The organism is Rubrivivax sp. A210 (assembly GCF_904426505.1).
GTDB lineage: Bacteria > Pseudomonadota > Gammaproteobacteria > Burkholderiales > Burkholderiaceae_C > Rubrivivax.
Genome location: NZ_CAJGBN010000011.1, coordinates 1 through 21,139, shown reverse-complemented (window position 1 = coordinate 21,139; position 21,139 = coordinate 1). Strand labels below are relative to the sequence as shown.

General features: G+C 68.1%; 27 protein-coding genes. 5 read left to right on the top strand and 22 right to left on the bottom strand.

Features of this window, described 5'->3' with window-relative positions; all coding sequences use genetic code 11:
• Positions 1-7: 7 nt before the first annotated feature.
• From nifN to JMV16_RS08315, 3 genes are all read right to left on the bottom strand, one after another.
• Positions 8-1,381: a nitrogenase iron-molybdenum cofactor biosynthesis protein NifN gene (gene nifN, locus JMV16_RS08325; RefSeq protein ID WP_201493792.1), complete on the bottom strand. Its 1,374-nt coding sequence runs from the start codon at positions 1,379-1,381 to the stop codon at positions 8-10.
• A gap of 1 nt (position 1,382) precedes the next feature.
• Positions 1,383-2,810: a nitrogenase iron-molybdenum cofactor biosynthesis protein NifE gene (nifE, locus tag JMV16_RS08320; RefSeq protein ID WP_201493791.1), complete on the bottom strand. Its 1,428-nt coding sequence runs from the start codon at positions 2,808-2,810 to the stop codon at positions 1,383-1,385.
• Between the two features lie 158 nt (positions 2,811-2,968).
• A complete protein-coding gene (locus JMV16_RS08315) occupies positions 2,969-3,391 on the bottom strand; it encodes an ArsC/Spx/MgsR family protein (RefSeq protein ID WP_201493790.1) in 423 nt (140 codons plus the stop codon).
• An 84-nt stretch (positions 3,392-3,475) separates the two neighbouring features.
• On the opposite strand from JMV16_RS08315, the gene JMV16_RS08310 reads away from it, so the two are divergent.
• Complete coding sequence (locus tag JMV16_RS08310; RefSeq protein WP_201493789.1) at positions 3,476-3,868, top strand: NifB/NifX family molybdenum-iron cluster-binding protein; 393 nt, start codon at positions 3,476-3,478, stop codon at positions 3,866-3,868.
• Between the two features lie 376 nt (positions 3,869-4,244).
• On the opposite strand, the gene JMV16_RS08305 is transcribed toward JMV16_RS08310, so the two are convergent.
• The 5 genes from JMV16_RS08305 to nifH all read right to left on the bottom strand — a co-directional run bounded on the left by JMV16_RS08305 (position 4,245) and on the right by nifH (position 9,159).
• Positions 4,245-4,577: a hypothetical protein gene (locus JMV16_RS08305; RefSeq protein WP_201493788.1), complete on the bottom strand. Its 333-nt coding sequence runs from the start codon at positions 4,575-4,577 to the stop codon at positions 4,245-4,247.
• 58 nt (positions 4,578-4,635) lie between these two features.
• Entirely contained in the window at positions 4,636-4,983 is a 348-nt protein-coding gene (locus tag JMV16_RS08300) for a 2Fe-2S iron-sulfur cluster-binding protein (protein ID WP_201493787.1), read from the bottom strand.
• A gap of 148 nt (positions 4,984-5,131) precedes the next feature.
• The gene (gene nifK, locus JMV16_RS08295) at positions 5,132-6,691 is read right to left on the bottom strand and encodes a nitrogenase molybdenum-iron protein subunit beta (protein ID WP_201493786.1); all 1,560 of its coding nucleotides are present in this window, start codon (positions 6,689-6,691) and stop codon (positions 5,132-5,134) included.
• A 40-nt stretch (positions 6,692-6,731) separates the two neighbouring features.
• A complete protein-coding gene (gene nifD, locus JMV16_RS08290; RefSeq protein WP_201493785.1) occupies positions 6,732-8,195 on the bottom strand; it encodes a nitrogenase molybdenum-iron protein alpha chain in 1,464 nt (487 codons plus the stop codon).
• A 67-nt stretch (positions 8,196-8,262) separates the two neighbouring features.
• On the bottom strand, positions 8,263-9,159 hold the full coding sequence (gene nifH, locus JMV16_RS08285; RefSeq protein ID WP_201493784.1) for a nitrogenase iron protein: 897 nt from the start codon (positions 9,157-9,159) through the stop codon (positions 8,263-8,265).
• Between the two features lie 442 nt (positions 9,160-9,601).
• Here nifH and JMV16_RS08280 point away from each other — a divergent pair, with 442 nt between their 5' ends.
• The 4 genes from JMV16_RS08280 to JMV16_RS08265 are packed head-to-tail and all read left to right on the top strand — an operon-like array spanning position 9,602 to position 12,246.
• Complete coding sequence (locus JMV16_RS08280; protein ID WP_201493783.1) at positions 9,602-10,210, top strand: hypothetical protein; 609 nt, start codon at positions 9,602-9,604, stop codon at positions 10,208-10,210.
• A gap of 25 nt (positions 10,211-10,235) precedes the next feature.
• Complete coding sequence (locus tag JMV16_RS08275; protein WP_201493782.1) at positions 10,236-11,066, top strand: NAD(+)--dinitrogen-reductase ADP-D-ribosyltransferase; 831 nt, start codon at positions 10,236-10,238, stop codon at positions 11,064-11,066.
• Positions 11,059-11,991, top strand: a complete 933-nt coding sequence (draG, locus tag JMV16_RS08270) for an ADP-ribosyl-[dinitrogen reductase] hydrolase (RefSeq protein ID WP_201493781.1) — start codon at positions 11,059-11,061, stop codon at positions 11,989-11,991. Before JMV16_RS08275 ends, draG begins: the two co-directional genes overlap by 8 nt.
• Before the next feature lie 21 nt (positions 11,992-12,012).
• Entirely contained in the window at positions 12,013-12,246 is a 234-nt protein-coding gene (locus JMV16_RS08265) for an FmdB family zinc ribbon protein (RefSeq protein ID WP_201493780.1), read from the top strand.
• Between the two features lie 80 nt (positions 12,247-12,326).
• On the opposite strand, the gene JMV16_RS08260 is transcribed toward JMV16_RS08265, so the two are convergent.
• From JMV16_RS08260 to nifB, 14 genes are read right to left on the bottom strand one after another with little or no spacing between them, the layout of a single operon-like run.
• Positions 12,327-12,629 (bottom strand): 2Fe-2S iron-sulfur cluster-binding protein, encoded by a 303-nt coding sequence (locus tag JMV16_RS08260; protein WP_201493779.1) that lies wholly within the window; start codon positions 12,627-12,629, stop codon positions 12,327-12,329.
• Positions 12,630-12,659: 30 nt separating this feature from the next.
• On the bottom strand, positions 12,660-13,505 hold the full coding sequence (locus JMV16_RS08255) for an SIR2 family NAD-dependent protein deacylase (RefSeq protein ID WP_201493778.1): 846 nt from the start codon (positions 13,503-13,505) through the stop codon (positions 12,660-12,662).
• Between the two features lie 12 nt (positions 13,506-13,517).
• The gene (locus JMV16_RS08250) at positions 13,518-14,666 is read right to left on the bottom strand and encodes a DegT/DnrJ/EryC1/StrS family aminotransferase (RefSeq protein ID WP_201493850.1); all 1,149 of its coding nucleotides are present in this window, start codon (positions 14,664-14,666) and stop codon (positions 13,518-13,520) included.
• 8 nt (positions 14,667-14,674) lie between these two features.
• Positions 14,675-14,938 carry a hypothetical protein gene (locus JMV16_RS08245; RefSeq protein WP_201493777.1) on the bottom strand — a complete coding sequence of 88 codons (264 nt, stop codon included), beginning with the start codon at positions 14,936-14,938 and terminating at the stop codon, positions 14,675-14,677.
• 13 nt (positions 14,939-14,951) lie between these two features.
• Positions 14,952-15,164 carry a putative nitrogen fixation protein NifT gene (gene nifT / locus JMV16_RS08240; RefSeq protein ID WP_201493776.1) on the bottom strand — a complete coding sequence of 71 codons (213 nt, stop codon included), beginning with the start codon at positions 15,162-15,164 and terminating at the stop codon, positions 14,952-14,954.
• A complete protein-coding gene (locus tag JMV16_RS08235; RefSeq protein WP_201493775.1) occupies positions 15,161-16,351 on the bottom strand; it encodes a cysteine desulfurase family protein in 1,191 nt (396 codons plus the stop codon). The genes nifT and JMV16_RS08235 overlap by 4 nt, the downstream gene beginning before the upstream one ends.
• On the bottom strand, positions 16,348-16,710 hold the full coding sequence (locus JMV16_RS08230) for a hypothetical protein (RefSeq protein WP_201493774.1): 363 nt from the start codon (positions 16,708-16,710) through the stop codon (positions 16,348-16,350). Before JMV16_RS08230 ends, JMV16_RS08235 begins: the two co-directional genes overlap by 4 nt.
• Positions 16,707-16,967: a nitrogen fixation protein NifZ gene (locus tag JMV16_RS08225; RefSeq protein WP_201493773.1), complete on the bottom strand. Its 261-nt coding sequence runs from the start codon at positions 16,965-16,967 to the stop codon at positions 16,707-16,709. Before JMV16_RS08225 ends, JMV16_RS08230 begins: the two co-directional genes overlap by 4 nt.
• A 25-nt stretch (positions 16,968-16,992) precedes the next feature.
• Positions 16,993-17,328: a nitrogen fixation protein NifZ gene (locus JMV16_RS08220; protein WP_201493772.1), complete on the bottom strand. Its 336-nt coding sequence runs from the start codon at positions 17,326-17,328 to the stop codon at positions 16,993-16,995.
• Positions 17,321-18,106 (bottom strand): 4Fe4S-binding leucine-rich repeat protein, encoded by a 786-nt coding sequence (locus tag JMV16_RS08215; RefSeq protein ID WP_201493771.1) that lies wholly within the window; start codon positions 18,104-18,106, stop codon positions 17,321-17,323. The genes JMV16_RS08220 and JMV16_RS08215 overlap by 8 nt, the downstream gene beginning before the upstream one ends.
• A 10-nt stretch (positions 18,107-18,116) precedes the next feature.
• Positions 18,117-18,671, bottom strand: coding sequence for a hypothetical protein (locus JMV16_RS08210; RefSeq protein ID WP_201493770.1), 555 nt, complete (start codon positions 18,669-18,671; stop codon positions 18,117-18,119).
• Positions 18,672-18,680: 9 nt separating this feature from the next.
• Positions 18,681-19,064 (bottom strand): HesB/IscA family protein, encoded by a 384-nt coding sequence (locus JMV16_RS08205; RefSeq protein ID WP_201493769.1) that lies wholly within the window; start codon positions 19,062-19,064, stop codon positions 18,681-18,683.
• Between the two features lie 5 nt (positions 19,065-19,069).
• Positions 19,070-19,264 carry a 4Fe-4S binding protein gene (locus JMV16_RS08200; RefSeq protein WP_201493768.1) on the bottom strand — a complete coding sequence of 65 codons (195 nt, stop codon included), beginning with the start codon at positions 19,262-19,264 and terminating at the stop codon, positions 19,070-19,072.
• Positions 19,265-19,298: 34 nt separating this feature from the next.
• The gene (gene nifB / locus JMV16_RS08195; RefSeq protein WP_201493767.1) at positions 19,299-20,894 is read right to left on the bottom strand and encodes a nitrogenase cofactor biosynthesis protein NifB; all 1,596 of its coding nucleotides are present in this window, start codon (positions 20,892-20,894) and stop codon (positions 19,299-19,301) included.
• Positions 20,895-21,139 lie beyond the last annotated feature (245 nt).

Here is a 21,139-nt window from a genome sequence, read left to right as displayed (position 1 = left end):
GCGTATCTCAGACCGTGGCCGGACTGGCGGCCTGCAAGGCCGCCAGCGTGGACTCGGGCAGCGGCCAGTCCTGCGGGCCGGCGTGGTGGATCTGGTCCATCAGCAGGTTGCCCACGGCATAGACGAAGTCACGCGTGCCGCGGTAGCCAACCTGGCGGATGTGGGCGTTGCCCACGCGGTCGAACATCGGGATGCCGATGCGGAACAGCGGCTTGCCCAGGCGCTGCGCTGCCTGGCGGCCGTGCGAATGCGTCATCAGCAGGTCGCAGCCGGCGGCGGCGGCCGAGCGCTCGAAGTCTTCGAGATCGCCGATCAGTACCTCGGCGGCGGGCAGGCGTTCGAGCAACGGCGAGCGCGTGGTGGTGACGGCCACCGCCAGCTCGGCGCCCATCTCGGCCAGCAGGCTGCCGGCGGCCCACAGCAGGTCGGGCTCGGCGGCCAGCGCCACCTTGACATTGCCGAAGTGGAAGTGGCCGTCGAGCATGGCGTCCACCAGCTGGCTGCGCTGGCGGCGAAGCCTGGCCGGCACCGCGCGGCCGGAGATCAGCGACAGCTGCTGCACAAAAGCGTCGGTGGCGGTAAGGCCGCAGAGGCGGTCGAACAGCGTGAAGGGCACGCCGGTGCGCGCCAGCAGCGCCTGCGCCGCCGGCCGCATCTGCTCGCCGATGGCCAGGGTGTGGGCGGCGCCGCCCAGCGTGCGCAAGTCGGCCAGCGTGGTGCCGCCCAGCGTGGTGCCCAGCCATTGCTCGGGGATGTGGCCGTCCAGCGAGCCCGAGACATCGGGCACGAAGACCGGCCGCAGGCCAAAGGCCTCGACGATGTCGCGCAGCTCTTCCAGATCGCCCGGCGTCAGGTGGCAGCCGGGCAGGATGTTCACGCGGCTGGCATCGCGCGGTGATTCGGTATCCGGCAGTTGTGTGACCAGTTGCGTGACCGCCCGCGCCCAGCCGTCCTGGAAGGCGCCCACGTAATCGGGCGTGGAGACGTAGACGATCTCGGTGTCGGCCAGCTCCGGGTGCTGGGCACGGGCGAGCTTGATGTAGCCCTCGACATCATCGCCCTTGGTCTCGGTCAGGCCGGTGGAGCAGATGGCGATGAGGGCTGGCTGCGCCCGGCTGCGGATGTTGAGCAGGGCCGCGGCCAGGTTGTCGTAGCCGCCCATGATGGTGGTGGCCTCGTTCATCGCCGTGGTCTGCAGCGGGATGGCCTCCTTGAAGTGGCGCACCAACAGCACGATGCCGAACGAGGTACACCCTTGCGAGCCGTGCATCAGCGGCATGCAGCTGGCCAGGCCCATGAAGGCGAAGGCCGCGCCCAGCGGCTGGCTCATCTTCAGCGGGTTGACGCTGCAGGCCTTGCGGGTTTCGATGACGTGGGCCATCTCAAACCCCTTCCGTCGCCAGCAGCGGATCGACGGTCTCCCACGGCGCCGGCGTGCGCACCTGCTGCCACACCGGGTTGAACAGCGCCTTGTCGATCTCGGCCACCATGGTGACCATGCCCTCGTAGCCGGCAAAGGCGTGGTGGCGTTCCTGGTTGATGTCCATCCAGGGCATGCGCGCCTTGAGCGCGACGAACTGGCTGCGGCCGCCGCTGAGCATGATGTCGGCCCTGGCGTCACGCAGCATCGCGTACATCTGGCGCGGCGTCATGTCGTCGATCATGTGGGCGCTGTCTTCTCCGGTCAGGCCCATGATTTCCTTGATCTTGGCCTTGTCCTCTTTCGTGCTCTTCTTGACGCTGGTGCCCACCACCTCGAGCCCGGCCTCCTGCAGCGCCGAGACCACGCTCCAGCTCTTCACACCGCCGGTGATGAGCAGCACCTTTTTGCCCGCCAGGCGTTCGCGGTAGGCGCGGATGCGGCCCCAGGCACGCGCCTCTTCGGCCACGATCAGGGCTTCGGCGCGCTCACTCAGTTCGGCAGGCGCGCCCTGCTCCACCAGCAGGCGGCAGATCTCGCGCAGCGTCTGGCTCATGTCGCTGATGCCGTAGAAGCTGCCTTCGAAGTACGGGATGCCCCAGCGCTGCTGCATGCGCGTGGCGACGTTGATCATCGACTTGCTGCACACCATCATGTTGGCGCGGGCGCGGTGTGACGAGGCCACCTCGGCATAGCGTCCATCGCCCGAAATACACGACAGCACGCGCACGCCCAGCGCATCGAGCAGCGGCTTGACCTGCCACAGCTCACCGCTGAGGTTGTATTCGCCAATGATGTTGATGTCGTAGGGCGTGGTGTGCGCGGGCTCCTGGGTGCCGATCACGTAGTCCAGCAGCGCCTCGGCGCCGAGCTTGTTGCCCAGGTTCTTGGGGCCGGCAAAGCCCGGTGCGTTGACCGGGATCACCGGCTTGCCGAACTTCTCTGTGGCGCGCTTGCACACCGCCTCGATGTCGTCGCCGATCATCGCGGTGACGCAGGTCTGGTAGACGAAGATGGCCGGCGGGTCGACCTTTTCGATGATCTCGCGCACCGCCTTGAACAGCCGCTTCTCGCCACCGTAGATGACGTCGAACTCGTTGATGTCGGTGGTGAAGCCGCTGCGGTAGACCATGGAGCCCGACGAGGCGCTGTGGCGGTTGTCCCAGCTGTTGCCTTCGCAGGCGATGGGGCCGTGTACCAGGTGGGCCACGTCGACGATGGGCTGCAGCGCAATCTTGGCACCGTCGAAGGCACAGCCACCGGCCGCGGCGCCCGGCGTCAGTTGCTTGGTGCAGCCGGCCTTGCGCGCCTTGGCATCCTTGGACTGGTTGACGTCGCAGCCCGGCTCGTCGAAGACCTGGGCGATCTTGGCGTTGAGGGTGTGCGACATGCGGTGCCTTTCGTGGGCGGGGTTGCATGCACCATCGCAGGATTGGTGCCAGCACCTGCCAGCGCGCCAATCCCCAGCAAATCAAGCACTTGGCGCTTCGAGCCAGGCCTTGTCGCGTTGGGCGGATTGCGACAAAAGCGACGCGGCCGGCACCCGACTCAAGGGCAGGGGCCGGCGTCGGGCGCGGCGGCGCAGCCTTCCAGCGGGGCACTGCGATCCACGCTGGCGGCCAGGCCGACGAAGCGGTCGACCGCAGCCGCTTCAAAGCCGACCAGGCGCGCGCCGTCCTCGCGCTGCAGCAGCGGGCGGCGGATCAGCAGCGGCTGCGCCAGCAGCAGGGCCAGCGCCGCATCGGCATCGAGTTGCTCGGGCACGACCTGGCCGCTCTTCACCGCGGGCGCGGCACGGTTGAACCAGTCGCTCACGGGCAGTGGCTGCAAAAAGGGCAGCAGCGTCTGCGCCGTCCAGGGCTCGCTCAGCAGATCGTGCCGGATCAGCGTGTGGCCGGCGGCCTGCAGCAGCGCGCGCTGGCGCGCATTGCCGGCGCAGCCGGGCTTCTCATAGAAGTGGAGGGTGCTCATGGCCGCTGACGAGCAATCGGCGTACCACGGCGGCATGGACCGGATGTTGCAAGGCAGCCATTCACAGCCTCAAGCCATGACACCATGAAGATTGCCATTGCCGTCACCGATCAAGATCAGAACCCCCAGGTTGCCGGCCATGCGGGCCAGGCTCGCCACTGGTTGCTGTTCGAGTGCGAGCCGGGGATGGCGCTGCCGCCGGGTCAACCTGTTCTGCTCTCCAAGGAACAGCTGCCGCATCACTTCAAGGATGACGGCCCGCACCCACTGCACGGCGTGGAGATCATGATCGCCGGCAGTGCGGGCGACGGCTTTCTGCGCCACATGGCGAAGTGGGGGGCGCAGGTGCTGCTGACGGGCGAGAGCGATCCGGCGCTGGCGCTGCGCAAGGTGCTGGATGGCGAGGCGCTGCCGGACACGCGCTTCGACATCACGACGACGCTGTGCAAGCTGAGGGATTTGTTCTCGCGGCATTGAGACGTCGCGTCAGGCGGCGTTCGCGCGCCACCGACGGTTGTGCAACGGCGGGCCCGGGCGGGCCGTGGCGCGCCTGCGAGGCGCCGAGGAGCGCAGGGCCCGTGGCCGCGAGCGCAGCGAGCATCGTGGACTGACTCGCCGCAATTGTCTGAGCGCAGCGAACGAAGTGAGCGTAGCGATTTTTGCGGCGGGGCCACGGGCCCGAGCACCGCAGGGAAGTCGGCCCCCCAGGGACCGACCGCCTCGCCGAAGCGCCACGGCCCGCCCGGGCCCGCCTTTGCCGCTCGAAGCGCCGACCGCCGCAGCATGAGCCGCCGCCGAATGCCGCCTGGCGCGACGCCACCACTGCGGCGTACGCAGCAGCAGCAGCAGCCAATCAAAGATCGTCGGCCAACACTTCCAGCGCGATCAACTGCTCCCGCAGCGCCAGGCGCGCACGCCAGCCCTGGCCTTCCCAGAAGGGGTCGGCCAGCCGCTCGAACGCCGCCATCGCCGCGGACTCGTCGGTATAGATGCGATGCTCGCCGCGCGCCGACAAGGTGGCTTCGGCGGCCTCGGCCAGCGCGCCCATGTCGTCGGCAGCGTTGTCATCGTCCAGCCGCGCCGCCGCCTCGCCCGTGACCAGCTTGCGCAGCAGGTCGGGGGCGTCGTAGGCAAACCAGGCGTGGGCCGGGGCGCCGGAGGCGGGCTTCTCGACGACGATGATCATGGGGCGTGCAATCCAGAACAGAAGGCCCGGGCAACGAAGACATCGCCCAGGCCAAGCTTCAGAAGGTCACCAGGATGTCCTCGTGGCGCACGATGTACTGGCAGGCCAGGCGCCAGGGCGGCGGCATGTCGTTGGTCTCGGCGTCCTCGATCTGCTTGGCCGTGATCTTGCCGGCGTAGCGCAGCACCGTCTTTTCCTTCTCGGTAAGCGCGATGCCGGTCGGCCGGTTGGTGCCCAGCACCTTCACCTGGATCAGGCAGGAGCCGCACTCGCCGTTCTCGCACTCGTGGTGTACGGGCACCTTGTGCTCCTTGGCCACGGCCAGCAGGGTCTTGTTGTCGCCGGCCACGGCGTAGACCGTGATGTCGCGCTGCATGCTCGGCGAAGAGAAAGTCACATTGGCCATGAGGCCCTCCAAAATTGGTTCGGTGTTCTGAAAGGGTGCAACCACCATCGCGAGCGGGCCGAGGTTGCGGCGAGCGGCAACGCCATACACCCGTACGGCGAGCACCGCAGACGCATCCCCGGCCCACGCAGCCGGTGGATGCGCCGCTTCAGCGGACGATGTCGTAGGAGTAGTCGGTCTTGGCCGTCGCCTTGGTGTTGGCGTCCAGGGCCTCGAAGAACTCGTCCAGCAGCATCGTGTGCAGCCAGAGCGCGCCCTTGTAGCCCCAGGTCGCGAAGCGGTGGTAGTTGTGGCGGTCGAAGATCGGGAACGACAGGCGCACCAGCGGCACGTCGCAGTCGCGCTCGAGGTACTTGCCGTAGGTGCTGCCGATCAGGAAGTCCACCGGCTCGGTGTGCAGCAACGACCGCATGTGCCACAGGTCGCGCTTGGGATGCGCCTTGCCCACCAGGCCGTAGGGCGAGGCCGCGAGCAACGCAGTCACACGCTTGGCCCACTCTTCGCCACCGTTGGTGGACAGCAGGTGCACCGGCTCGGCGCCCAGCTCCAGCAGGAACTCGGTGTAGCCCAGCACCTGGTCGGGGTCACCATAGACGGCGTAGCGCTTGCCGTGCAGGTGGGCCTGGCTGTCGGCCATGGCGTCGACCAGCTGGCCGCGCTCGCGCTCGAGCACCGCCGGAACCGGCTTGCCGGTGAGGCGCGAGACGGCCATGATGAAGCGGTCGGTGCCGGCCACGCCCACGGGCATGTTCAGCGCCACGACTTCCTGGCCCTTGGTGGCGATGTACTTGGCCGTCTTCTCGGTGCAGAACTCCTGGAAGACGATGGTCGCCTTGGCGTTGAGCGCCGCGATGACCGTTTCCTTGGTGGTGCCGCCCTCGTACATGCGGAACTCGCCATCGGTGGGGGTGTTCCACACATCGGACGGGTCGCAGACGATGTTCACCTTGGCATCGAACAGCTTGAAGATGCGCTTGATCTCCTCCATGTTGCCGCAGACGAAACCGTCGAAGCCGGCGATGAAGTTGATGCTGTCGTCGGGCACGCGCTCCAGCGGCGGCACCGAACCGGCCTTGCCGTCCCAGAAGTACTGCAGCACGCCCAGCAGCGCGTTGTCGTAGCCGGTGATGTGGCTGCCGACGAACGCCGGGGTGTGGGCGAACGGCACGTCGAAGTCGGCCGGAACGCTGCCCTTTTCCTTGGCCGTCTTGATGAAGGCGTTGAGGTCGTCACCGATCACTTCGGCCATGCAGGTGGTGGACACCGCGATCATGTCCGGCTTGTACAGGTTGTAGGCGTTGCTCAGGCCGTCGACCATGTTGTTCAGGCCACCGAACACGGCCGCGTCTTCCGTCATCGAAGAGCTGACGCAGGAAGTCGGCTCCTTGAAGTGGCGGCTGAAGTGGCTGCGGTAGTAGGCCACGCAGCCTTGGCTGCCGTGGACGAAGCTCAGTGTCTTGTTGAAGCCGTTGGCGGCGAACACCGCGCCCAGGGGCTGGCAGGCCTTGGCCGGGTTGACGGTGAGCGCCTCGCGCGAGAAGTTCTTCTCGCGGTAGTCGAAGGTCTTGGTCCAGTCGACGATCTCGGCGACCTTGGCTTCACCGTGATTGAACTCGAAGTTCGCCTTCTTGTCGGCGAGCATCTTCTGGTATTCCGGCTCGCGGAACAGCATCTCGTGGTCTATGACCTTTTCGGCAACTTGGGGCATGTCGGGCTCCTGAGGGTGTTGATGGGTTGCGCGGCTGCCTTCAGGCGGCCTTCTTCCAGGGCGCCGTGGTCATGCCCCAGACCGGCGAGCTGATCGCCATGTCCATGTCGCGGGCAAAGATCGCGAAGCCGTCGTAGCCGTGGTAAGGGCCGCTGTAGTCCCAGCTGTGCATCTGGCGGAAAGGCACGCCCATCTTCTGGAAGATGTACTTTTCCTTGACGCCCGAGCCCACCAGGTCGGGCTGGATCTTCTCGACAAACTTCTCGAACTCGTAGCCGGTCACGTCGTCGTAGATCAGCGTGCCGTCCTTGACGTAATGCGTGGTGCGCTGGTAGTCATCGCCGTGGGCGAACTCGTAGCCGGTGCCCACCACTTCCATGCCCAGGTCCTCGTAGGCGCCGATGACGTGGCGGGGGCGCAGGCCGCCCACGAACAGCATCACGGTCTTGCCCTGCAGGCGCGGCTTGTACTTGGCCACGATGGAATCCACCAGCGGCTGGTACTTGGCGATCACGGCCTCGGCCTTGGCCTTGATGGTGTCGTCGAAGTGGCTCGCGATCTCGCGCAGGCTCTCGGCGATCTTGGTCGGGCCGAAGAAGTTGTATTCGACCCAGGGAATGCCGTACTTCTCTTCCATGTGCCGGCTGATGTAGTTCATCGAGCGGTAGCAATGGATCAGGTTGAGCTTGGCGCGGGGCGTGTTCTCCAGCTCGGCCAGCGTGCCGTCACCCGACCACTGCGCGATCACGCGCAGGCCGATCTCTTCCAGCAGGATGCGGCTGGACCAGGCGTCGCCGCCGATGTTGTAGTCGCCGATGATGGTCACGTCGTAGGGCGTGCTCTCGAACTCGGGACGCTTGGCGCCGTCCATCTTGTCGAACACCCAGTCGCGGATGGCGTCGTTGGCCAGGTGGTGGCCCAGGCTCTGGCTCACGCCGCGGAAGCCTTCGCAGCGCACCGGCACGATGGTGTGGCCGCCGTACTGCGCGCTCTTCTTCTTGCTGACGGCCTCGATGTCGTCACCGATCAGGCCGATCGGGCACTCGCTCTGGATGCTGATGCCCTTGTTCAGCGGGAACAGTTCCTGGATCTCGTCGATGATCTTGTCGAGCTTCTTGTCGCCGCCGAAGACGATGTCCTTTTCCTGGAAGTCGCTCGTGAACTGCATCGTCACGAAGCTGTCGACGCCGGTGGTGCCGATGTAGTAGTTGCGGCGATTGCCCCAGCTGTACTGGCCGCAGCCCACCGGGCCATGGCTGATGTGCACCATGTCCTTGATCGGGCCCCAGACCACGCCCTTGCTGCCCGCATAGGCGCAGCCGCGGATGGTCATCACGCCGGGCAGGCTCTTGATGTTGCTCTTGACACCGCAATCCGGCTTGCCTTCCTCGAATTGATTGAGGTGCTTGGCGCGGCGCTTGGCCATCTTGTCCGGGTAGGCCTTCAAGACCTCTTCGATCAAGGCCTTGTTGGTGGCCTTGCGCTCTTCAACCGTCATGCTCATGTCTATTCTCCGCAGGGTATTCGGGGCCCGGGCGGCGTACCGCCCGGGCTGCAGGGGTTGCTTGGGATCAGGCCGCGGCGGCGAGCGCGGCGGCTTCGGCCGCAGCCTTGCCGACCAGGCTCTCGTCGATGGACTTCATGATCCCGTGCTCCATCAGCAGGTCTTCCAGCTGGTCCATGGTGATGGGGGTGGGGATGGTGCCGTTGCCGGCGTTGGCGTGGATCTTCTGGGCCAGCTGGCGGTACTCTTCGGCCTGCTTGGACTCGGGCGCGTACTCGAGCACCGTCATGCGGCGCAGCTCGGCGTGCTGCACGATGTTGTCGCGCGGCACGAAGTGGATCAGGCGGCTGCCCAGCATCTTGGCCAGGCTGTCGGCGAGTTCCAGTTCCTTGTCGGTCTGGCGCTCGTTGCAGACCAGGCCGCCCAGGCGCACGCCGCCGCTGTTGGCGTACTTCAGGATGCCCTTGGAGATGTTGTTGGCCGCGTACATGGCCATCATCTCGCCCGACATCACGATGTAGATTTCCTGCGCCTTGTTCTCGCGGATGGGCATGGCGAAGCCGCCGCAGACCACGTCGCCGAGCACGTCGTAGCTGACGTAGTCGACGCCGTCATAGGCACCGTTTTCCTCGAGGAAGTTGATCGAGGTGATGACGCCACGGCCAGCGCAGCCGACGCCCGGCTCCGGGCCACCGGACTCGACGCAACGAATGTCGCGGTAGCCGATCTTCATGACGTCTTCGAGCTCCAGGTCCTCCACCGAGCCGGCTTCGGCGGCCAGCGAGAGGATGGTGTCCTGGGCCTTGGCGTGCAGGATCAGGCGGGTCGAATCGGCCTTGGGGTCGCAGCCGACGATGAGGATCTTCTGACCCATTTCGGAAAGGGCCGCGAGGGTGTTCTGGCTGGTGGTGGACTTGCCGATGCCGCCCTTGCCGTAGAAGGCGATTTGCCGAAGTTTTGCCATTTGAGTGCTCCTGTGGGAGTAAAGGGAGAGTTGACGAGAGGGGATGCCGTTCGTCGCTATCTCCATGCAGCCTTCGGTGCCTGTGTGGGTCTTCTTTGAAGGTCCCTCGGGGCCTGTCATGGGGTTCGCGCCCTGTCCTCTTCGCAATGGCCGTGCCACCCCCTGACCTTGAGGCCAAGCCTTTGATTTCAATGAGAAAAGTTCGCTCTTGGCGATGGCGGCCCGGGCCCTGGCCTTTTGTTCGAAACGCGACAAACGCGAGTTCGTGGCGGTCTTTTGCGGCGATGCGGCCTGGCGCGCTGCCGCGCTTCAATGGAGCTTTCATCGAGCGCCCAGCCTGCGGCCCTGCGAGGTGGCACGCGGGAATTGCCGCTCGCGCCCGCATGCTGGTACGGGGGTTGCATTGATAGGTGGCAGACCCCCATTACCAACGGAGCCCCCCATGACCACTGCCGTCGCCGAAAGCGGCCTTGCCGCCACCGCCTTTGCCCGCCTCGAAGCCGAGGGCCGCATGCTCAACCCCGTGCTCAAGGCCGCCACCAAGAAGCCGGGGCGCATCGGCTTCCGCGGCGAACTGGCCTTGCGCTTCGCCCCCAAGATGGCCGACGAGGCGCGCCCGCCCGAGCTGACCTGCGACCAGGTCATCGCCGTCGCCCAGGAAGGCAGCGACAAGCTGCCCTTCTTCGCCGGTTACCTGCTCAACTTCGCCCACCTCAAGGACGTGGCCGAGGTGCTGGGCAGCACACTCAGCGCCGGCGGCAAGTACTTCCTGTTCTGCAACAACATCGACCTCAGCAAGAAGTACCAGGTGGCGCTGAATGGTGCGATGTTCTATGTGCTGCCCATCGACGAATCCACCGTCTACAACGAACTGCTGGAACTGCTGTACCTGGAGAAGACCGAGCTGAAGAAGCTCGACACCGCCGGCAAGACCGACCGCGTGGCCGATGCGGCGCTGAAGTTCGACACCACCTTCGACACCATCACCTATGCCGAAGGCCTGGCGCTGATGGGCCCGGTTCGCAACCCCAACGAGAACCGGCCCGTCTGAACCCGGCCCGTCGCAGGCGCGGGCCATGGACGAAGAGCGCGGCGCCGACGCGGCACGCTGGACCGCCACCAATCTGGTGGGCGTGCCGGCGTCGCTGCTGGCCGGCACCGCGTTCAATGCGGCGCCGCAGCCGCTGCATGTGGCCGGCGTACGCGAGGCCCATGCCGGCCTCTTCGAGCGCCTCGCCCGCTGCGATGGCCTGGCCGAGGCCCGCAAGCTCTTCGCCCGCCACATGAGCGACAGCTTTGCGCTCACGCCCCTGCCGGTGCTGCAGGAGGTCACGGCCGATCCGCCCCACCGCTGGCGGCCCAGCTACCTGAAGCTGCTGCAGGGCTGGGGGCTGGATTCGAATGGTGGCGCCGGCGCCGTGCTCAAGGGCTGGGCGCAAAGCCGCTTCGGCGTCATCCCGGTCTTCCACAAGGTGGCGCTGGGCCGCTTTCCCTCGCCGGCCTGGGTGGCCTATCTCGAGGAGAAGGCGGCCAACCGCTACGAAGGCAATTACGTCTTCCACCAACTCGACCTGCTGTTCGAGTTCTGCCAATGGGCACTGGCCCGCCACGGTTTGCTGGGTGCCGGGCCGCGCGTCACGCTCTGGCGCGGCAGCAACCGCTGCGAAGAGCAGATCGTGGCCGGCTCGCTGCGCCAGCGCCACTGCACCGTGCGCCTGAACAGCCTGGTCTCGTTCAGCACCACGCGCGAACAGGCCGGCTGCTTCGGTGACTGGCTGCTGCGCGCCGAGGTGCCGCTGACCAAGCTGCTGCTGGTGCCCGGCCTGCTCGACACCAATTCGCTGCGCGGCGAGGCCGAGGTGCTGGCCATCGGCGGGCTCTATGAAGTGGAGGCCAGCTATGCCTGATCTGACCGATCACGGCACCGAAGCGTGCACGCTCAAAGACCGTGCGCTGGGCGCCTACCTGGGCCTGGCCATCGGCGACGCGCTGGGCGCCACAGTCGAGTTCATGACGCCGCGCGAAATCGCGCAGCGCTATGCCTCGCAAGGCGGCATGCACCGCCACATCGTCGGCGGCGGCTGGCTCAAGCTGGCGCCGGGCCAGGTGACCGACGACACGACCATGTGCCTGGCCCTGGGCAAGGCCTTGATCCAAGGCCAGCGCGAAGGCCGGCCCTGGGAGACGCGGCTCATCGCCGACGCCTATGTCGCTTGGTGGCGCGGCAAGCCGGTGGACTGCGGCAATACCTGCCGCCGCGGCATCCAGCGCTATTTGCGCGACGGCACACTGGCCGGTCCGCAGCAGGAATCCGACGGCGGCAATGGCGCGCTGATGCGCAATCTGCCCGCGGCCCTGGCCACGCTGGGCGACGAGGCCTTGTTCGAGCGCGTCTCGCTGGCCCAGGCCCGCATCACCCACCACCACCCGTTGTCCGATGCAGCAGTGCTTGGCCTGGGGCGGATGCTGCGCGGGCTGCTGGAAGGCGAGAACAACTTGTCCGAGCAGGCTCTTGCCCTCGCGGCGGCCCACCCGGCCTTCCGCTTCCAGCCCTATCCAGGCCGCGCCAGCGGCTATGTGGTGGACACGGTGCAGACCGTGCTGCACTGCGTCTGCAGCCATCAAGACTTCGAGGACGCGATGCTGGCCGCCGTCAACCGCGGTGACGACGCCGACACCACTGGCGCCCTGGTCGGCATGCTGGCCGGCGCGCGCTGCGGCGCCACCGGCCTGCCGCGGCACTGGCTCAAGCGTCTGGATCCCGCCGTGCGTGCCGAGATCACCGAACAGACGCTCGCCCTTCTTGCATTCGCCACGCCTTCCCCTTCCTGAACAAGACCCGAAAGGACGACCATGCCGATGTACGACTACCGCTGCAGCGCCTGCAGCCAGGCCTTCGAGCTGCTGGTGCGCAGCAGCACCGTGCCGGCCTGCCCGCACTGCCAGAGCACCGAATTGCAGCGCCAGGTGTCGCTGACCGCGGCCCCCGGCACCAGCCAGGCCCTCATCGCCGCGGGCCGCCGCGCGGCGGCCCGCGAAGGGCACTTCAGCAATTACAGCAAGGCTGATCGCGCGAAGATCAAATAGGGCTCAGCCCGCTCTTGCGAGACATTCGCGGTCCTTCGCCTGGCGCAGGACAGTCCGCAGGGACTGTCCTGCGTCCCGGCTCAGCCCGAAAGGGCGCCCAGAAGTTCTACCGTCACCGCCTCGGTGCCGGTCAGGCTGGCCTGGCAGGCCAGCCGCGACTTGCCGCTGACGCCGATGATGGAATCGAGGCGGGCGTTTTCCACCGGCGTCATCTTGGAGACGCCCTTGCGTCCGGCGGTGACGAAGACATGGCAGGCGCCGCATTTGGCGCCCGGGCAGGATTCGGCAAACTTGCCGCCGGCGGCCAGCACGGCCTGCAGCAGGGTCGTGCCCTCGGGCAGATCGAGGGTGACGCCCGCGGGCATCAGGGTGAAGTCGCTCATGGTGGTGCTTGGGAGTGGAGGAAAGGGAATTCAGGCCAGGGCCGGTGTCGAGCCGCACAGCGCGGCGGCCACCTGCTCCAGCGGCAGCGCGATGCGCGTGATGCCCTGTTCGGCCAGGAAGCGGGCTTCCATGCGCGTGGGCTCTTCGGCCAGCACGGCGTAGTGCGGCCCGGCAGAGCGCTTGAGGATCTGGCGCGCAAAGGCGCGCGGCAGCTGGTCGTTGAAGCGGCAACCCAGGAAGACGAAGCCCAGCGCGGCGCGGCGCTCCTGCACCAGGGCCGGAATCGGCGTCTGGATGTCGATCTCGGTCAGCACCTCGACGAAGTCGCTGTCCGAGATCAGGTAGTTGCCGGCCGGTGCATGGCCGCCCCAAGGCTTGTAGAGCAGGGTGCGCGGCATGGCCGGGTCGGGGCGGCTCTTGCCCTCGCTGTCGTACCAGCCGTACCAGGTGCCGAAGTGCTCGCTCTGCGCCAGGCCCTGGGCCTCGATCCAGTCGCTGCGCTGCGCCGCCACCGCGCTGCGCAAGGTGTCGTCGTACCAGGTGTCGACGATCAACGGCGCCGGCAGCGCGGCCAGCCAGCGGTGCAGTGCGGAAGGCTCTGCCTGCAGCGCGAAGATCTCGTTCATCGCCTTGACCAGGGTCTTGCGGTGCTTGAAGTTCTCGATGAACTGGGCCGCGGCGGTGAGGCGGTTCTTGATCTTGCCCGGCACTGCGACCTTGGCGGTCAGCGCCGTGGCCAGCGCCAGCGGATGGGCCGGCGGCGCCGCGCCTTCGCACAGTGAAAGCAGGCCGGGGCCCAGATAAGGCGCCAGCGTGCCGGCCTCCAGGCCCTGGGCGATGGCGGCGGGCAGGCTGCTAACGGTAAGGTGGTTCATGGTGTCCCGGGTTCAGTAGATGGCGGCGCCGGCGCCGACGTTGAGGGAAGAGTCCTTGAGCGTCTTGACGATGAAGGCGATCTGCCCCGGCTCCAGATGGCCGTGCAACGGCAGCGCCAGCGCGCGGTCGGCAATGCGCTCGACCAGGGGCAGCTGGCCGCGCTTCCAGCCCAGCTGCGTGTAGTGGTGCTGCTGGTGCAGCGGCCGGCTGTACATGGCCGCTGCGATGCCCTCGGTGGCCAGGTCTTCGATGATCTGGGCGCAGGCGCTGGCACCGAAGCGCTTGCCCAGGTGCACCACATAAAGCATCCAATGGACCGCGTCGACATCGGGCGCCACATAGGGCGGCTTGATGCCCTCGAAGCTGAGCATCTGGTCGAGGTAGTGCGCCACCACGGCGCTGCGCCGCTCGAGGATTTCATCGATGCGGGTCAGCTGGGCCAGGCCGAGCGCGGCCGTCAGCTCGCTCATGCCGCACTGCAGCGGCACGCGTGCGCCGGCCGAAACGGAGCGCCGGTCGCCCGCCTCGCGCGCCCGCAGCAGGCGTAGCTCGATGGCGAGCGCCTCGTTGTCGGTGGCTACCATGCCGCCCTCGCCGCAGCACAGCGCCGAGGGCTGGGCAAAGTCGAAGACCGCGACATCGCCGAAGCTGCCGACCTTGCGGCCTCGGTAGACCGAGCCCAGGGCCTCGCTGCTGTCCTCGATCAGCGCCAGGCCGTGGTGGTCTGCCAGCGCTCGCCAGGCCTTCCAGTCGGCCGGGTGGCCGTTGGCATTGCCCACGATGAGGGCGCGCGTGGCCGGCGTGATCAGTGCTGCGGCTCGTGCCGGGTCCAGGCAGCCCGACCAGTAGTCGATGTCGCCGAAGACGGCACGGGCGCCAGCCAGCGCCACCGCCTGCGCCACCGGCTGCCAGCCGTGGGCCGAGGCGATGACCTCATCTCCCGGCCCGACGCCCAGCGCGCGCAACGCCAGCCAGGTGCCCAGGGTGGCGCCGGGCACGGCCACCGCATGGGCGCGGCCCAGCCAGCGCGCAAAGCCGCCCTCGAAGCGCGCCAGCAGCGGACCGTCACTCAGCTGCGGCGATTGCAGTGCGGCCTGCACCAGTTGCAGCTCGAGCGCGCTGATGTCGGGGTCCGACAGTTCCAGCGTGTCCGGCGCCAGCACCTCGTTCATGGCGCCGGTCTCGCGGCGATGAAAACCCCGGCGGCTTGCGTCAGGTCGGTGGTGAGGCTCCAGCAATGGCCGTCGGTGGCGGCCAGGAAGAGTCGGTGGCGCAGTCCTTCGGCGGCCGGTGTCTCGTCGCGCATGTCGAAGTCGTCGACCACCACCACGCGCAGGCCGGCGTGGCGCTGGCGCAGCGCGGCCGCGGCCTCGCGCACGCTGCCGGCCTGCTCGGCCAGGGCCAGCATGTCCTGAAGGGCCTGCGCGTCCATGCTCAGTCTCCCCTCAATCGCCCGCCAGGCGGCGCGCCTCGACGGTGATGGGCAGCGGCGTGTCGGCCGCCATCGCCGGCAGTTCCAGCACCCAGCCATTGCCGAGCGTGACGGTGCCGCCCCAGAGCCCCTCGTTCTGCTGCGCGACGACGAACTCCTCGAGGTCCTTCTTGGGCACATAGACCGAGAGCCTGCCGGTCGAGGTCTTGCGGATCATGACTTTCATGGGGTGCTTTCGGCAGGGTTGAACAAGGGTCCGGAAAGGGCTGCGGCCTGCAGCAGCGGCGCCACGGCCTCGGCCACGGCGCGCAGGGTGTGGGCGATGTCGGCCGGCGTGGTGTGCGTGCCCAGCGAGAGCCGCACGCCGCCCTTGGCATGCAGCGGGCTCTCGCCCATGGCCAGCAGCACATGCGAAGGTTGCGTGCCGCCGGCGCTGCAGGCGGCACCGGACGAGGCGAGGACGCCGGCGCGCTCGAGCCGGTCGAGCACGCGCTCGGCCGGCAGGTCGCCGAGCCGGAAGCAGCAAGTGTTGGCCAGGCGTTCGGCCTCGCGGCCGTAGATGCGGATCTGCGGCCAGGCCTGGACCAGGCCGCGCTCCAGCCGGTCGCGCAGCGAGCCCATGCCCGAGATCTGCTGCGCCAGCGTGGCCGCGGCGTGGTCGCAGGCGGCGGCAAAGCCGGCGATGCCACTCAGGTTCTCGGTGCCGCCGCGGCGCTGGCGTTCCTGCCGGCCGGAAAGCAGCGGCGGCAGCACCAGGCCCTTGCGCTGCATCAGCGCGCCCACGCCCTTGGGGCCGCCGAACTTGTGCGCCGAGACCGACATCAGGTCGGCGCCACTCTCCCCAAAATGCAGTGCCGCCTTGCCCGCCAGCTGCGTGGCATCGACATGCATCCAGGCGCCGCAGGCGCGGGCCATCGCGGCCACGGTGGCGGTGGGCATCAGCACGCCGGTCTCGTTGTTGGCGCCCATCACGCTGACCAGGGCCAGATCCTCGCCCATCAGCGCCTGGGCCGCGGCCTGGTCGAGCCGGCCCTGGCTGTCGACCGGAATCAGGTCGACCGCCACGCCCTCGCCTTGCAGGCGGCGCGCCAGTGCCAGCAGGCCGGGGTGTTCCACCGCCGACAGCAGGATGCGGCGACGGCCGCGCTGAGCTGCCAGAGCGCCCAGCACCGCCATGTGGTTGGCCTCGGTGGCACCGCTGGTGAACACCAGCTCGGCCGCCTGGCAGCCCAAGAAGCTGGCAACGCGCAACCGCGCATCGGCAAGCACGCGCCGCGCCGCCTGGCCGCTGGCGTGCATCGACGAAGGGTTGGCCCAGACATGCTGCAGCACGTCCACCATCTCGGCCACCACCGCGGCCAGCGGGGGCGTGGTGGCGTTGTGGTCCAGGTAGACCGGCAGCTCGGCGCTCATGGCCAGTACACCCCGAGCGGATCGGCGCAGACCCGCTCCAGAGCCTCTGGCAACGTGAGGCCCTCTTCCTGCAGTTCCCACAGGCCCTGCTCGTGCAGGCGGGCATGCAGGCGCCAGCGGCCCTCGGGGCCCGGCTCGAACCAGGCGATGGCGATTTCGCCGCCATCGGGCGCGATGTGGCGCGAACAGTTGGGGCAATGCACCTGCCAGCCCGCGCCCACGGCCTCGACGCGCGGCTGCACATAGCGGTAGCGCGTGCGTGCAGCGAGTGCCCGCTCTATGCGCAGGGCGTCCAGCGCCAGCACGCGGCCGGCGGGTGCGCCGCGGCGGCGGCGGGGGCGGACGCCGCTCGCGTTCATGAGGGCAGCAGCGGCGCCGGCGCCAGCTCTTCTTCCAGGCAGCCCAGCACGGCGACGCCGAAGTCGACCATGTAGACGGGCTGGCGACTTTCTTCGTGCAGGCCCACCTGCACGATCTCGCCAGGCCCGCCGGCGGCCACCAGCAGCGCGTCCAGCGGCGCATCGGGGAAACTGCCGTCGTTGAAGAGGTGGTCGGCAGCGAACACCGCCTGGCCCCACTGGTAGCGGGCGGCGTCGGGGTCGGGCAGATCGATCATGGCGGTGGTCTCCTGTGCGGGGTGTTCAACGCAGTGCGCGCACCAGCGCGGCGCGCTCGCCCAGCTGTGCAAGCACTTCATCGGGTAGACGGTCGAGCGTGCAAAGCTCCTTGGCACGCATGCCGACCTGGCGGCCGCTGTCGGTGAATTCGACGGCGTAGATGTAGAACTGCTGCAGGAAGGTGCCGATAGAGCGCACATAGCCGACCTCGCCCTTGCCCACCAGCACGACGCCGATGTCGTGGCCGTTGTAGGTACCGTCGTTGCGCACGACGCTGCGGCTGGCTACGCGCTCGCCGATCTCGAAGCGCGGCGGCTCCTCGATCTCGATCACATCGTCGTCGCGGCGGATATCAGCCATGAGCGGGCTCCTCGGCCTTCAGTTCAAGGGCACGGGCGGCGGCGCGCTCGCTCACCTCGGGTTCGGTGTCGGCCAGCAGGCGCAGCAGGGCCGGGCCGGTGGCGCGGCAGGCCACCTCCCAGCGCACGGTCCAGTCGCCATCGTCCGCCAGGCCGTCGAGCAGGGCCGCCGGCAGGCGTTGGGCGACGATGCGGCGCACCTCGGGGGCGGCATCCGCCTGCATCCGCCACAGCGCCGGCATGGAAAGGCGCGCCGCAACCACCTGGCGCACCTGAAGATCGCCGTCGTTGATCAGCAGCGGCAGCAAGGCTTCGGGCAGGCGCTGGGCGACGATGGCGCGCACCTGGTAGTCGGGGTCATACAACAGCGGCCTCAGCTCGGACGGGGCCAGGCGGTGGGCAACGCGGATGCGCACCTCGCGGTGCGGGTCGTCGCGCAGGCGCAGCAACTGGCGCTGGGGCAGGCGCAGCGCCAGCTGCATGCGCACGGTCTCGTCGGCGTCGGCCAGCAGCGGCGTGAGGTGGAAGAGATCAGCGTGGCGCGCGGCGATGGCGCGCACCTCGAAGTAGGGGTGAGCCAGATGGCCGTTGGACAGGGCCGGATGCGCGCGGAAGAAGCGGTCGATGCGCCTTGCATAGACATCCTGCATGCAGCTGCGGCCGGGCTCGCAACCGGCGCGCGAACGCAAGTCGGCGTGGACGCAGGCCTGGCAGTAGGCCTCGGCGACGGGCGCGCCCAGCCAGTCCTGGGGCGGCATGTCGTTTTCAGCAGCGTCCATGCAGGCCTCGTCACGCCGTCTGGGGCAGGCGCGCCCAGGCGGCGGCGCCGGTGGCAGCGGGCAGGCCCTCATCCTCGGCCTCACCGGCCAGGCCGCGCTGGCGCACGGCCTCCAGCACAGCGGCACCGACGCGGTCTTCGGGGTCCAGCGCGCGCAACAGCGCTAGCGCGTCTCGCGCCTCGTCGGCTTCGCCCAGGCGCAGGCTCAGATAGGCATAGCCCTTGAGCGCGAAGAGGTAGAAGCGGGTCGTGGCGTCGAAGCGGGCGCCGGGCAGCGCAAGCGCCGGCACCTCGCGCCAGACCGCCGGCAGGCCCAGCGCCGCGGCGCCCGCCAGCAGCGCGCGCCGGGCCAGATCGCGCGCAGGTCGCAGGCGGTGGCCGTAGAAGTGGCTGCGGTAGAAGGCGATCAGCACCGCCGGGTGCTCGGGCGCCAGCGCCTGGGCGCGCATCAGCGCGGCCATCTCGCGCTCGGCGTCACCGCGCAGCTGGCTGGCTTCGAGCAGCGCCTCGGCGCAGCCGGGCGGCAAGGCCAGGCCGAGCAGGGCGTCGTCGAAGTCGGCCTGCATCGCGCCGCCCTACATCCGCTTGATCGACGACAGCGACACCGAGGCCTGGGCCGGACGCTGCGCCGGACTGTCGGCCGTCGAGCAACCGCAGGCGGCTGCGTTCGGGTTGATGAAGCTCAGGCCGGATTGCAGAGCCGACTCGGTGTAGTCCACCGTCACGCCGTCCAGCAGCAGCCGGCTTTCGGCGGGCAGGAAGATGCGCAGGCCGTTGACGGCCAGTTCCGCCTCGCCGGCCGCGGGCGCAGCGGTAACGCTGAACTCCGACGTATAGCCCGAGCAGCCACCCGGCGCCACGCTGAGGCGAAAGCCGCCGGCCGGATGGTCGGAGAAGCGCACCATGCGGCGCATGAACTTCTCGGCCGCCGCGGTGACCGTGACATTGGGTTGCAGCATGGCCATCAAACCTTGACGATGCAGCCGTCGACCGGGCACACGGCCACGCACTGGGGCGAGTCGTACTGGCCTTCGCACTCGGTGCATTTCTTGGGGTCGATCAGGAAGGTGCCGCCCTTCTCGCGGATGGCAACGTTCGGGCACTCGGGCTCGCAGGCGGAGCAGCCGGTGCAGGTGGAGGCAATGATCTTCAGGGCCATGAGGGTCTCCTAGTCGGGATGGAAATAGCGTGAATCAGGCTGCCGCTTCGGTGGATACAGCCGATGCGGTGTAGGCGCCCTGGCGGATGCGGGCGTCGCCGCGCGGGCGATGCTCGATCTCGCCGCGGAAAATGCGGGCGCGGTAGCCGGCAAACCAGGCCAGCGCGGCGCTCTCGATGAACTCGTGGGCGTAGGCGTCTACCGGCTCGATGCCCGCGGCCGTCAGCTCGTCGCGCGGGCAGGCGCCGATCTTGGACACCAGCACCGCATGGCAGTCGTTGATGGCGCTGACGATGGACGGCAGCTGCTCATCCTCGCCATAGCCGCCCTGGCAGTAGAGATCGACGCGGCGGTGACCGACGAAGTGGGCCGCGGCCCGGCTGACCTCGTAGATCTGGAACTCGGTTGCGTGGCCGAAATGCTGGTTGACGCGACCCTGGCCCTCGGTAGCGATGGCCACCAGCACGGCGATGTCGTCTTCGGCAGCGGCGGCGGTGGTGGCGGCGGCGTCCAAAGCGGCCTGCTTGGCGGCGTGCTGGGCCTGGCGCTCGAGCTCGACCTGCTGCTGGTAGGCGCGGCGCTTGTCGAGGTCGTAGACGATTTCCATCTGGTCGACCTTGTCTTGCGTGAATTCCTCGCTGCGGTCTTCGCCCAGCAGGCCCACGGCATCGGCGCGGCACTGGCGGCAATGCCGCATCAGATTCGCGCCGCCCATGCAGGCGTCCTGCACCGCCTTCAATTCCTGGGCGCTGGGCCCGCGCTGGCCGGTAAGCCCGAACACCGTGCCGTGCTCGGCCTCGCTGATCAGCGGCATGATGTTGTGCAGGAAGGCGCCGCGCTTCTTGACCTCGCGGTTGACCTCGATCAGGTGTTCGTCGTTGATGCCGGGAATCAGCACCGAGTTCACCTTGGTGAGCACGCCGCGGGCGGTGAGCATCTCCAGGCCCAGCATCTGCTGGCGGTGCAGGATGGTCGCGGCCTCGATGCCGGTGACCCGGCGGTGCTGCCAGAAGATCCAGGGGTAGATCTTGGCGCCCACCTCGGGATCGACCATGTTGATGGTGATCGTGACGTGGTCGATGTTGTACTTGCAGATTTCGTCAACCATCTCCGGCAGCGCCAGGCCATTGGTCGACAGGCAGAGCTTGATGTCGGGTGCATCCTGCTGCAGGCGGCGGAAGGTCTCGAAGGTCTTCTTCGGATTCGCCAGCGCGTCACCCGGTCCGGCGATGCCCAGCACCGTCATCTGCGGAATCTCGCTGGCCACCGCCAGGACCTTCTTCACCGCCTGGTCGGGCGTGAGCTTGGCGCTGACCACGCCGGGCCGGCTCTCATTGCTGCAGTCGTACTTGCGATTGCAGTAATTGCACTGGATATTGCAGGCAGGCGCCACCGCCACATGCATGCGGGCGTAATGGTGGTGGGCCTCTTCCGAATAGCAGGGATGGTTCTTGACCTTCTCCCAGATCTCGGCCGGCATGTCGGCCGGGCCATCGGACGAGCCGCAGCTGGCCTTGCCCTCGCCGCCACTGGTGGAACAGCCTCCCGAGGCCGCCGTCTCCAGGATGGCGCTGACCGCATGGCGGCCGCGCTTGAGATCGGCAATCGAAACGAATGCGGTATTGCTCATGGCGGTTTCGCGTGCAACGTAGCGGTGTTGCCACGTCCATTGCGAAAGCCGTGCCAGAGCAAAAAGTCTTTATGAATCAGTCACTTGACTTCAATGCCGCGGCGGTTGGCGTTGTTCCGTTACCGACAATCGCTACAGCGGCCTTGGCCGAATGGAGTGCCCAAAGGCGAAAGGGCCCCAACCTTTCGGTTGGGGCCCATTCTGGTAAATAGCCTGACGATGTCCTACTTTCACACGGGAACCCG